The organism is Bacillus sp. AF23, assembly GCF_020861455.1.
Classification (GTDB): domain Bacteria; phylum Bacillota; class Bacilli; order Bacillales; family Bacillaceae; genus Bacillus; species Bacillus halotolerans.
Genome location: NZ_JAJHVY010000015.1, coordinates 383,330 through 395,554, shown reverse-complemented (window position 1 = coordinate 395,554; position 12,225 = coordinate 383,330). Strand labels below are relative to the sequence as shown.

General features: G+C 42.8%; 11 protein-coding genes. All 11 read left to right on the top strand.

Going from position 1 to position 12,225, the window contains the following annotated elements:
• Positions 1-35: 35 nt before the first annotated feature.
• The 11 genes from LNN34_RS07210 (at position 36) to rpsO (ending at position 12,122) form a co-directional block, all read left to right on the top strand.
• Positions 36-4,349 (top strand): PolC-type DNA polymerase III, encoded by a 4,314-nt coding sequence (locus tag LNN34_RS07210; RefSeq protein ID WP_229043043.1) that lies wholly within the window; start codon positions 36-38, stop codon positions 4,347-4,349.
• 333 nt (positions 4,350-4,682) lie between these two features.
• A complete protein-coding gene (rimP, locus tag LNN34_RS07205; RefSeq protein WP_024121427.1) occupies positions 4,683-5,153 on the top strand; it encodes a ribosome maturation factor RimP in 471 nt (156 codons plus the stop codon).
• Between the two features lie 33 nt (positions 5,154-5,186).
• Positions 5,187-6,305 (top strand): transcription termination factor NusA, encoded by a 1,119-nt coding sequence (nusA, locus tag LNN34_RS07200; protein WP_024121428.1) that lies wholly within the window; start codon positions 5,187-5,189, stop codon positions 6,303-6,305.
• 13 nt (positions 6,306-6,318) lie between these two features.
• Positions 6,319-6,594, top strand: a complete 276-nt coding sequence (rulR, locus tag LNN34_RS07195) for a glucose-induced regulator RulR (RefSeq protein WP_010334283.1) — start codon at positions 6,319-6,321, stop codon at positions 6,592-6,594.
• 1 nt (position 6,595) lies between these two features.
• The gene (locus tag LNN34_RS07190; protein ID WP_024121429.1) at positions 6,596-6,898 is read left to right on the top strand and encodes a YlxQ family RNA-binding protein; all 303 of its coding nucleotides are present in this window, start codon (positions 6,596-6,598) and stop codon (positions 6,896-6,898) included.
• A 19-nt stretch (positions 6,899-6,917) separates the two neighbouring features.
• Complete coding sequence (gene infB, locus LNN34_RS07185; protein WP_044155863.1) at positions 6,918-9,068, top strand: translation initiation factor IF-2; 2,151 nt, start codon at positions 6,918-6,920, stop codon at positions 9,066-9,068.
• Positions 9,065-9,343: a DUF503 domain-containing protein gene (locus LNN34_RS07180; protein WP_003220950.1), complete on the top strand. Its 279-nt coding sequence runs from the start codon at positions 9,065-9,067 to the stop codon at positions 9,341-9,343. Before infB ends, LNN34_RS07180 begins: the two co-directional genes overlap by 4 nt.
• Before the next feature lie 16 nt (positions 9,344-9,359).
• Positions 9,360-9,713 carry a 30S ribosome-binding factor RbfA gene (gene rbfA, locus LNN34_RS07175; protein WP_010334286.1) on the top strand — a complete coding sequence of 118 codons (354 nt, stop codon included), beginning with the start codon at positions 9,360-9,362 and terminating at the stop codon, positions 9,711-9,713.
• An 84-nt stretch (positions 9,714-9,797) separates the two neighbouring features.
• Positions 9,798-10,727 (top strand): tRNA pseudouridine(55) synthase TruB, encoded by a 930-nt coding sequence (gene truB / locus LNN34_RS07170; protein WP_044155862.1) that lies wholly within the window; start codon positions 9,798-9,800, stop codon positions 10,725-10,727.
• 18 nt (positions 10,728-10,745) lie between these two features.
• Positions 10,746-11,696: a bifunctional riboflavin kinase/FAD synthetase gene (gene ribF / locus LNN34_RS07165; protein ID WP_044155860.1), complete on the top strand. Its 951-nt coding sequence runs from the start codon at positions 10,746-10,748 to the stop codon at positions 11,694-11,696.
• 156 nt (positions 11,697-11,852) lie between these two features.
• Positions 11,853-12,122: a 30S ribosomal protein S15 gene (gene rpsO / locus LNN34_RS07160; protein ID WP_003154182.1), complete on the top strand. Its 270-nt coding sequence runs from the start codon at positions 11,853-11,855 to the stop codon at positions 12,120-12,122.
• Positions 12,123-12,225 lie beyond the last annotated feature (103 nt).

Genomic DNA, 12,225 nt, shown 5'->3' with positions numbered 1-12,225 from the left:
TCACTTATGATGTTTTTAGGGGGGATACTGTCTTAATGGAACAGTTATCAGTAAACAGAAGGCAGTTTCAAATTCTTCTGCAGCAGATTAATATGACAGATGATACCTTCATGACATACTTTGAAGATGGCGAGATTAAAAAGCTGACGATACACAAAGCATCTAAATCTTGGCATTTTCATTTTAAATTTAAATCTTTGCTGCCTTATCAAATATATGACATGTTAACCATGAGGCTGACGCAATCGTTTGCCCATATTGCAAAAGTGACGTCTTCAATCGAAGTGCAAGATGCCGAGGTTGATGAAGGCCTCGTGCAGGATTACTGGACACGCTGCATTGAAGAGCTGCAAGGCATTTCACCGCCGATTATCAGTCTCTTAAGCCAGCAAAAACCAAAGCTGAAGGGCAACAAACTGATTGTCAAAACAAAAACGGATACAGAAGCATCTGCTCTTAAGAACAAATACAGTGCGATGATTCAAGCGGGATACCGTCAATTTGGGTTTCCGGATTTTCAGCTTGATGCTGAAATATTTGTATCTGATCAAGAAGTGCAAAAGTTTCGGGAACAAAAGCTAGCTGAAGATCAAGAACGGGCGATGCAGGCTTTAATTGAAATGGAGAAGAACGATAAAGAAAGTGATGAAGATCAAGCTCCTTCAGGGCCTCTTGTTATCGGCTATCAAATTAAAGATAACGAGGAAATCAGAACACTTGACAGCATAATGGACGAGGAACGGAGAATTACGGTTCAGGGTTATGTGTTTGATGTGGAAACCAGAGAACTGAAAAGCGGGCGCACGCTGTGCATCTTCAAAATTACTGACTACACAAATAGTATCTTAATTAAAATGTTTGCAAGAGAAAAAGAAGATGCGGCCCTGATGAAGTCTCTGAAAAAAGGCATGTGGGTAAAAGCACGCGGAAGCATTCAAAACGACACCTTTGTCCGAGATCTGGTCATGATTGCAAACGATGTAAATGAGATAAAAGTAAAAAACCGTGAAGACACGGCGCCTGAAGGAGAAAAAAGGGTAGAATTGCATCTGCATTCCCCAATGAGCCAAATGGATGCTGTAACAGGCATCGGAAAGCTTGTTGAACAGGCGAAAAAATGGGGGCATGAGGCGATCGCTTTGACTGACCATGCTGTCGTTCAATCCTTCCCAGATGCTTATTCTGCTGCCCAAAAACATGGAATTAAAATGATTTACGGAATGGAAGCCAATATCGTGGATGACGGGGTGCCGATTGCTTATAATCCCGCACACCGTTTGCTTGATGAAGAAACATATGTCGTTTTTGACGTCGAAACAACCGGACTTTCCGCTGTGTATGATACGATTATTGAACTGGCGGCTGTAAAAGTGAAAGGCGGAGAGATCATTGATAAGTTTGAGTCATTTGCCAACCCGCATCGTCCGCTTTCGGCCACAATCATTGAACTGACAGGCATCACTGATGATATGCTGGTCGACGCGCCGGATGTAATAGACGTGATAAGAGATTTCAGAGAATGGATTGGCGATGATATTCTCGTCGCCCATAATGCAAGCTTCGATATGGGATTTTTAAACGTTGCTTTCAAAAAGCTTCTCCAAGTTGAAAAAGCAAAAAATCCTGTCATTGATACGCTGGAGCTCGGCCGATTTCTTTATCCGGAATTTAAGAATCACCGTCTGAACACGCTGTGTAAAAAGTTTAACATTGAACTTACACAGCACCACCGTGCGATCTATGATACCGAGGCAACCGCTTATTTGCTTTTGAAAATGCTGGAGGATGCTGCTGAAAAGGGCATTCAGTATCATGACCAGCTGAATGAAAATATGGGTCAGTCCAACGCTTATCAAAGGTCAAGACCGTATCATGCAACAGTGCTGGCGGTGAACAGCACAGGCTTGAAAAACTTATTTAAGCTCGTTTCACTTTCCCATATTCATTATTTTTACAGAGTGCCGCGTATTCCAAGGTCTCAGCTTGAGAAATACAGGGAAGGCCTTCTGATCGGTTCAGCCTGCGACAGAGGAGAGGTTTTTGAAGGCATGATGCAAAAGTCGCCGGAAGAGGTGGAGGATGTTGCGTCATTCTACGATTACCTCGAGGTTCAACCGCCTGAGGTGTACCGCCACTTGCTTGAGCTAGAACTGGTTCGCGATGAAAAATCGCTGAAAGAAATCATTACGAATATCACCAAACTCGGTGAAAAGCTTAATAAACCTGTTGTCGCAACAGGAAATGTTCATTATTTGAATGATGAGGACAAAATTTACAGAAAGATTTTAGTATCCTCTCAGGGCGGCGCGAATCCGCTGAACAGACACGAACTTCCGAAAGTGCATTTCAGAACGACAGATGAAATGCTTGAAGCCTTTTCCTTCTTAGGGAAAGAAAAAGCGAAGGAAATCGTGGTTACCAACACACAAAAGGTTGCATCTTTAATTGAAGACATCAAGCCGATTAAAGATGATTTATATACGCCGAAAATCGAAGGCGCTGATGAAGAAATCAGGGAAATGAGCTATCAGCGTGCACGTAGCATTTACGGAGAGCAGCTCCCTGAAATCGTTGAAGCGCGTATTGAAAAAGAACTGAAAAGTATCATCGGCCACGGCTTTGCTGTTATTTATTTGATCTCTCATAAACTTGTAAAGAGATCTCTCGATGACGGGTATCTGGTAGGGTCACGGGGATCGGTAGGTTCTTCATTAGTTGCGACACTTACTGAGATCACAGAGGTGAACCCGCTGCCGCCGCACTATATATGTGCTGAATGCCAGCATTCTGAGTTCTTTAATGACGGATCTGTCGGTTCAGGTTTTGACCTGCCTGACAAAATGTGTCCTCATTGCGGAACGCCTTTGAAAAAAGACGGGCACGATATTCCGTTTGAAACGTTCCTGGGATTTAAAGGGGATAAAGTACCTGATATCGATTTGAACTTCTCAGGGGAATATCAGCCGCAGGCCCACAATTATACAAAAGTATTGTTCGGAGAAGACAACGTATACCGTGCGGGAACGATCGGCACGGTTGCAGAAAAAACAGCTTACGGTTACGTAAAAGGCTATGCCGGCGATAATAATCTCCATATGCGCGGCGCCGAAATCGACCGGCTTGTGCAGGGCTGTACAGGTGTAAAACGGACGACCGGACAGCACCCTGGCGGTATTATTGTAGTACCGGATTATATGGATATTTATGATTTCTCTCCGATTCAGTTTCCGGCAGATGCGACAGGTTCTGAATGGAAAACGACTCATTTTGACTTCCATTCCATTCATGACAACCTGCTGAAGCTTGATATTCTGGGGCACGATGACCCGACGGTAATCCGTATGCTTCAAGATTTAAGCGGAATTGATCCGAAAACGATTCCGACAGATGACCCTGAAGTAATGAAAATCTTCCAAGGAACCGAATCACTCGGTGTCACACAGGAACAGATTGGATGTAAAACGGGCACTCTGGGTATTCCTGAATTCGGAACCCGCTTTGTCCGGCAAATGCTTGAAGACACAAAGCCGACAACGTTTTCTGAGCTCGTTCAGATTTCAGGGTTGTCTCACGGAACAGATGTATGGCTCGGCAATGCGCAAGAGCTCATTCACAATAATATTTGTGAGCTGAGTGAGGTGATCGGCTGCCGTGATGACATTATGGTTTATTTAATCTATCAAGGGCTCGAGCCGTCACTGGCGTTTAAAATTATGGAATTTGTCCGTAAAGGAAAAGGTTTAACGCCTGAATGGGAAGAAGAAATGAAAAATAACAATGTCCCAGACTGGTATATCGATTCCTGCAAAAAGATTAAATACATGTTCCCGAAAGCCCACGCCGCGGCTTATGTATTAATGGCAGTCCGTATTGCTTACTTTAAAGTGCATCACGCGCTTCTGTATTATGCGGCTTATTTTACGGTTCGTGCAGACGACTTTGATATTGATACAATGATCAAAGGCTCCACAGCAATCAAAGCCGTAATGGAGGATATCAACTCCAAAGGGCTTGATGCGTCGCCGAAGGAAAAAAACCTTCTCACAGTATTAGAATTAGCGCTGGAAATGTGTGAAAGAGGCTATTCATTCCAAAAAGTCGATTTATACCGCTCCAGCGCAACGGAATTTATTATTGACGGCAACAGCCTGATTCCGCCGTTTAATTCTATTCCTGGATTAGGTACGAACGCCGCTCTAAATATTGTAAAGGCCCGTGAAGAAGGAGAATTTCTCTCAAAAGAAGATTTGCAAAAGAGAGGGAAAGTATCAAAAACGATTTTAGAGTATTTAGATCGTCACGGCTGTTTGGAGTCATTGCCGGACCAAAACCAATTATCGCTGTTTTAGCATATAAAAGCCGAATTTCTTAAGAAATTCGGCTTTTATGCATACATGAGCGGCAAAAGTGCAATCGTATGAGTAGAGCCCCTGTGATCTGCTTAACAGCGTAAAGGTAAACGTATATCCATTTGCAATAAAAATATGGTTATGGTATAGTTTTATTGGAAATGCTAACGATTACCGAGGCAAAGAGTGGGGAAACCCGCTCTTTTGTATTGAACAAGACAATTTTGTCTCGACATGTTCATCGTTTACTTTAAAGCCCCTGCTCTTTTGAAGCAGGGTTTTTATGCAGAGTGACGAGACGAATATGATATCGACAGCACAAGGAGGAAGAACATGAGCAAAAAAGTGACTGACACCGTTCAAGAAATGGCTCAGCCAATCGTAGACAGCCTTCAGCTTGAACTCGTTGACATTGAATTTGTCAAAGAGGGTCAAAGCTGGTTCCTTCGCGTGTTTATTGATTCCGATGACGGTGTGGATATTGAGGAATGTGCCAAAGTAAGCGAAGCTCTAAGCGAGAAGCTTGATGAGGCAGACCCAATCAGCCAAAATTACTTTCTTGAGGTTTCATCCCCGGGAGCTGAGCGTCCATTAAAGAAAAAAGCCGATTTCGAAAAATCACTTGGGAAAAATGTATACATTAAGACCTATGAGCCGATTGACGGCGTAAAAGTGTTTGAAGGACAGCTGGCTGAATTCGATGGACAAACAGTGACAGTTGAGATGACAATCAAAACAAGAAAGAAACGGATCGATATTCCGTATGAAAAAATAGCTAACGCAAGATTAGCTGTAACATTCTAATGAATACAAGTTTTAAGGGGGGAGACCGTTAACATGAGCAGTGAATTATTAGATGCTCTCACCATTCTTGAAAAAGAAAAAGGCATCAGCAAAGAAATTATCATTGAAGCAATCGAAGCTGCTTTAATTTCTGCTTATAAGCGAAATTTTAATCAGGCGCAGAATGTACGGGTGGATTTGAACCGTGAAACAGGTACAATCCGTGTATTCGCAAGAAAAGATGTCGTTGATGAGGTATACGATCAAAGACTGGAGATCTCAATCGAAGAGGCGCAAAGCATCCACCCGGAATATATGGTAGGTGATGTTGTAGAGATTGAAGTAACGCCTAAAGATTTCGGACGCATTGCGGCCCAAACAGCGAAGCAGGTCGTGACACAGCGTGTGCGCGAAGCTGAACGCGGTGTGATCTATTCTGAGTTTATTGACCGTGAAGAAGACATCATGACTGGTATTGTTCAGCGCCTGGACAATAAATTTATCTATGTGTCTCTAGGTAAAATTGAAGCTTTGCTGCCGGTTAATGAGCAAATGCCGAATGAAAGCTATAAGCCTCATGACCGCATTAAGGTGTATATCACAAAAGTAGAAAAAACGACGAAAGGCCCGCAGATTTATGTGTCAAGAACACACCCAGGCCTCTTGAAGCGTTTATTTGAAATCGAAGTGCCGGAAATTTATGATGGAACTGTAGAGCTGAAATCTGTTGCCAGAGAAGCAGGCGATCGTTCGAAAATTTCTGTTCGCACTGATGATCCTGATGTGGATCCGGTAGGCTCTTGCGTCGGTCCTAAAGGCCAGCGTGTTCAGGCGATTGTCAATGAATTAAAAGGTGAAAAAATTGACATTGTCAACTGGTCGAATGATCCTGTAGAATTTGTCGCGAATGCGCTCAGCCCTTCGAAAGTGCTGGATGTCATCGTGAATGAAGAAGAAAAAGCGACAACTGTTATTGTTCCTGATTACCAGCTGTCTCTGGCGATTGGCAAAAGAGGACAAAACGCACGCTTAGCTGCTAAATTGACAGGCTGGAAGATTGATATTAAGAGCGAAACAGACGCAAGAGAGCTTGGAATTTATCCGAGAGAACTTGAAGAAGACGACGAAGAGCCGCTCTTTACGGAGCCTGAAACTGCTGAATCGGATGAATAAGAGGTGACCTTAGGTGAATAAACACAAAAAGATCCCGTTACGCAAGTGTGTAGTGACTGGAGAAATGAAGCCTAAAAAGGAACTAATCCGAGTTGTACGTTCAAAAGAAGGCGAAATCTCAGTAGATCCGACCGGGAAAAAGAACGGGCGGGGTGCTTATTTAACGCTGGATAAAGAGTGCATCTTAGCAGCAAAAAAGAAAAACACTTTGCAAAATCAATTTCAATCACAAATCGATGACCAGATTTTCGAAGAATTGCTGGAACTGGCGGAAAAGGTGAAAAAATAAAATGTCTGGAATGGAATGGTTTCCCTTGCTGGGTCTGGCCAATCGAGCTCGTAAGGTCGTGTCAGGCGAGGACTTGGTTATTAAAGAAATCAGGAATGCGCGTGCGAAGCTTGTCCTGCTTACAGAGGATGCATCATCTAACACAGCAAAGAAAGTAACCGACAAGTGCAATTATTATAAAGTTCCTTATAAAAAAGTCGCGGATCGCGCGATTCTTGGACGCTCTATCGGTAAAGAATCCCGTGTCGTTGTCGCCGTCACTGACCAAGGTTTTGCGAATAAGCTGATCAGCTTGCTCGATTAATATTTTTGGGGGTGAACGAATGGCTAAAATGAGAGTATACGAATATGCAAAAGCGTTAAATGTTTCAAGTAAGGAAATTTTGACCGCACTGAAGAACATGGATTTAGAAGTGAATAATCATATGGCCATGCTTGAAGAAAAGGCCATTAAACAGCTTGATGCCAAATTTAAAAAAGGCGGCGCAGCCGTTAAATCTCAAAAGCCTGCGGAAACGAACAAAAACAAACAGCCGCAAGGGGTAAATCAGCAGTCTGCTGGAAATCAACCAAATAAAATTCGAGACGGAAAGAAGAATGACGTGCAGAATAATCAATTTAACAAAAACAAGAAGAATAACAACAACAAAAAAAATAAACGCAACAATAACAACAACAGAAACCAACATCAGCAAAAGCCTGTGAAGCCGAAAAAAGAGCTTCCTGAAAAAATTACGTTCTCAGGCACTTTAACAGTCGGCGCACTGGCTGAAGAGCTTGGCAAAGAGCCTTCTGAACTCATCAAAAAACTGATGCTTCTTGGTGTTATGGCGACCATTAACCAAGAGCTCGATAAAGACACAATCGAACTGATTGCATCAGAATACGGTGTTGAAACAGAAGAAGTTATTGTCCTTGAAGAAACTGAATTAGAGAAATACGAAGAGCCTGACAAAGAAGAGGATCTTGAAATTCGTCCTCCTGTCGTTACAATCATGGGTCACGTTGACCATGGGAAAACAACGCTTCTTGACAGCATCCGTAAAACAAAGGTTGTTGAAGGAGAAGCTGGCGGAATCACTCAGCATATCGGAGCCTACCAAATCGAAGAAAACGGCAAGAAAATCACTTTCTTGGATACCCCGGGTCACGCCGCATTTACAACAATGCGTGCACGCGGTGCGGAAGTAACCGATATTACGATCCTGGTTGTAGCTGCGGATGACGGTGTAATGCCGCAAACAGTAGAGGCGATCAACCACGCGAAAGCGGCAGAAGTGCCGATCATCGTTGCTGTGAATAAAGTTGATAAAGAAGCTGCAAACCCTGACCGTGTGATGCAAGAACTGACAGAATACGGACTTGTGCCTGAAGCTTGGGGCGGAGAAACGATTTTTGTTCCGCTTTCCGCTTTAACTGGAAAAGGCATCGATGAACTCGTTGAAATGATTTTGCTTGTCAGTGAGGTAGAGGAACTGAAAGCGAACCCGAACCGCCAGGCAAAAGGAACTGTTATTGAAGCGGAACTTGATAAAGGCAGAGGGTCAGTTGCGACATTGCTCGTACAGACTGGAACACTGCATGTCGGTGATCCGATTGTAGTCGGCAATACATTTGGCCGTGTCCGTGCAATGGTCAATGATATTGGTCGCCGTGTGAAAACAGCGGGACCGTCTACTCCGGTTGAAATTACCGGTCTAAATGACGTGCCTCAAGCGGGAGATCAATTCCTTGTCTTTAAAGATGAAAAAACAGCTCGTTCTGTTGGAGAAGCACGTGCTTCCAAACAGCTTGAAGAGCAGCGCAGCGATAAAGCAAAGCTGAGTCTTGACGACTTATTCGAGCAAATTAAACAAGGTGATGTAAAAGACATCAACCTAATCGTAAAAGCTGACGTTCAGGGATCTGCCGAAGCTTTAACAGCCGCACTTCAAAAAATTGAAGTTGAAGGCGTTAAAGTGAAAATCATCCACACAGGCGTTGGTGCAATCACAGAATCTGACATTATTTTAGCATCTGCTTCCAATGCAATTGTTATCGGGTTTAATGTGAGACCGGACGGTAATGCTAAGAGTACGGCTGAAGCTGAAAACGTAGATATTCGTCTTCACCGTATTATTTACAAAGTAATCGACGAGATTGAAGCAGCTATGAAAGGTATGCTTGATCCTGAATATGAAGAAAAAGTAATAGGTCAAGTAGAAGTGCGCCAAACATTTAAAGTGTCTAAAATCGGTACGATTGCCGGCGGATATGTTACTGAAGGAACAATTACGCGCGACAGCGGCCTCCGTTTAATTCGTGACGGCGTCGTAATCTTCGAAGGCGAAGTGGACGTTCTGAAACGCTTTAAAGACGATGTGAAAGAAGTTTCACAAGGCTACGAATGTGGTATAACGATTAAGAAATACAATGACATTCGTGAAGGTGACATCCTTGAAGCGTATGTCATGCAAGAAATTGAAAGAAAGTGATCGGATTTGCGGAATGTGAATGCATCATTTATGATGCAGGATCGTTAAAAGAAAAGCGGGCCGTTCTGAAGCGGATCTTAACCAGGGTTCAAAATAAGTTCAATGTTTCGATTTCAGAGATTGGCTATCAGGACACATGGCAAAGAACCAGCTTTGGAATCGCCGCTGTTTCTTCCTCTCGCGTTCAGACAGAAAAAGAATTGCAGCGTGTTCTTGCGTTTATCGATTCTTTTCCTGAAATTGAACGGACGATCACTAGAACAGAGTGGTTTTAACTTAGAGGTGATTGAATTGAGTATGAGAGCAAACCGTGTCGGCGAGCAAATGAAAAAAGAACTCGGTGATATTATCAGCCGAAAGCTGAAGGATCCGAGAATTGGTTTTCTGACAGTAACGGATGTACGTGTATCAGGTGATTTACAAATTGCAAAGGTGTATATTTCCGTTCTCGGAGACGAGAAAAAAAGGGAGGAAGCACTGAAAGGGCTTGCTAAGGCGAAAGGGTTTATTCGCTCTGAAATCGGCAGCCGCATCAGACTTCGTAAAACGCCTGAAATTGAATTTGAGTTCGATGAATCAATTGATTACGGAAATCGAATCGAAACATTGATTCACCAATTGAATTCAGAGAACCCGTCTGAATAACAAATGAAGAGGATAGGCGTTCGTCGTCTGTCCTCTTTTCTGCGTTTTGAAGAAAATCCTCACAACAGAAGGAGTGAAAGGCATATGGTTAACGGAGTTCTCCTTTTACATAAACCGGTCGGCATGACATCGCATGATTGTGTCATGAAGATCCGGAAGCTGCTTAAAACAAAAAAAGTCGGACATACGGGAACGCTTGATCCTGAGGTATCAGGTGTGCTTCCGATTTGTGTGGGCCGGGCTACCAAAATTGTCGAATATTTAACTGAGAAGTCTAAAACATATGATGCTGAAATTACGCTTGGTGTTTCAACGACGACAGAGGATCAAACCGGAGAAACCGTTGAAACAAAGCCAGTAGATCAAGCTGTTGATGAAGCAGAAGTAGAAAAGGTTTTAAACAGTTTAAAGGGGCAACAAGAACAGATTCCCCCGATGTATTCCGCAGTAAAGGTAAACGGCAAAAAATTATATGAATATGCAAGAGCGGGACTTGAAGTAGAACGGCCAAAACGTCTTATTACCATTGAAGATATTGTGCTCACTACAGGGGTTAAACATAATGGAGAGACAGCGAGTTTCCGGTTTACAGTAACATGTTCAAAAGGAACCTATGTGCGCACATTGGCGGTTATGATTGGCGAAAAGCTTGGATATCCGGCTCATATGTCTCATTTGATCCGTACGGCATCCGGTGACTTTTCTCTTGATGAATGCTTTACGTTTGAAGAGCTGAAAGCTCAAGCCGAGTCCGGAACTGTAGCAGACCATACAGTCTCTATTGAACGTGCGCTCAATCATTTGCCGAAATGGATCATAAGTGATACATTAGCTAAGAAAGTAGAAAATGGGGCTTTGCTTGAAACACCAGAACAATTCTCGGATCTGACTAGTGACGACCGTCTCGCAGTCTATACGGAATCCGGAAGCTGTCTGGCGATTTATTTCCCTCATCCTACAAAACACGGGCTGTTAAAGCCGGCAAAAGTATTGATGCAAAAAAGCGAACAATAGAAAAAAGGTGACCGTTCTGTGAAGACGATACATATGACACATCCGCATCATTTAATAAAAGAGGAGCAGCCAAAGTCTGTGATGGCGTTAGGTTATTTTGACGGCGTTCATTTAGGGCATCAAAAGGTAATCGGCACAGCTAAACAGATAGCTGAAGAAAAGGGTCTGACATTAGCCGTGATGACCTTTCATCCCCATCCTTCCCATGTGCTGGGCAGGGATCGGGAACCAAAGGATCTGATTACCCCTCTTGAAGATAAAATCAGCCAAATTGAACAATTAGGTACGGAGATTCTGTATGTTGTTAAATTCAATGAAGTGTTTGCTTCTCTGACTCCTAAGCAGTTTGTTGATCAGTATATTTTAGGCCTTAATGTACAGCATGCAGTGGCAGGCTTTGATTTTACGTACGGAAAATACGGCAAAGGAACAATGGAAACGATGCCGGTTGATTTAGATGGAAAAGCTGATTGTACAATGGTGGAAAAATTGACGGAGCAGGATAAAAAAATCAGCTCCAGCTATATTCGGACTGCACTTCAAAACGGAGACGTTGAACTGGCCAATGTCTTGCTTGGACAGCCCTACTTTATTAAAGGAATTGTCATTCACGGAGATAAAAGAGGGCGGACAATCGGGTTTCCGACGGCCAATATCGGCTTAAATAACAGCTATATTGTCCCGCCGACCGGTGTATATGCCGTCAAGGCGGAAATAAACGGCGAGATTTACAACGGCGTTTGCAATATCGGCTATAAGCCGACGTTTTATGAAAAACGTCCGGAACAGCCTTCAATTGAGGTCAATTTATTTGATTTTGATCAAGAAGTATACGGAGCCGCTATAAAAATTGAATGGTATAAACGAATTCGGAGCGAGCGCAAGTTCAACGGCATTCAAGAATTAACAGAGCAAATTGAGAAAGATAAGCAGCAAGCGATCCGTTATTTCAGCAATTTGCGGAAATAACATGCAGCGCACACAAATTTTATTCTAAAATATTTGCATATAGGCTCGATTTTTAGTATGATAGTTTTCGTAGTCTTAAAACCTTTGCTTGGCAATCCGAAGTCACCGACGGTTGCTAGGTAACTGGGGCTAAATATTATTTGGAGGTGAAACAGGATGGCAATTACTCAAGAGCGTAAAAACCAACTCATCAGCGAGTTTAAAACACACGAATCTGATACTGGATCTCCAGAAGTTCAGATCGCTATCCTAACTGATTCAATTAACAACTTGAACGAGCATTTACGTACTCACAAGAAAGACCACCATTCACGTCGCGGTCTTCTTAAAATGGTAGGTAAGCGTCGTAATCTTCTTACGTATCTGCGTAATAAAGACGTAACTCGTTACCGTGAGTTAATTAACAAACTAGGCTTACGTCGATAATCGTAAAAAGCGGGAGGATTCCCGCTTTTTTATCGTATAAAAGCGAAAAATTTTTTATAACTAATCATTGAAATCCTTTTACATACTACTTTGACATTGATAT

Bases quoted from the DNA above. Each gene is read 5' to 3' on its own strand.
- LNN34_RS07210 (WP_229043043.1), top strand. From the start codon at position 36: ATGGAACAGTTATCAGTAAACAGAAGGCAGTTTCAAATTCTTCTGCAG.
- rimP (WP_024121427.1), top strand. From the start codon at position 4,683: ATGAGCAAAAAAGTGACTGACACCGTTCAAGAAATGGCTCAGCCAATC.
- nusA (WP_024121428.1), top strand. From the start codon at position 5,187: ATGAGCAGTGAATTATTAGATGCTCTCACCATTCTTGAAAAAGAAAAA.
- LNN34_RS07190 (WP_024121429.1), top strand. From the start codon at position 6,596: ATGTCTGGAATGGAATGGTTTCCCTTGCTGGGTCTGGCCAATCGAGCT.
- infB (WP_044155863.1), top strand. From the start codon at position 6,918: ATGGCTAAAATGAGAGTATACGAATATGCAAAAGCGTTAAATGTTTCA.
- truB (WP_044155862.1), top strand. From the start codon at position 9,798: ATGGTTAACGGAGTTCTCCTTTTACATAAACCGGTCGGCATGACATCG.
- rpsO (WP_003154182.1), top strand. From the start codon at position 11,853: ATGGCAATTACTCAAGAGCGTAAAAACCAACTCATCAGCGAGTTTAAA.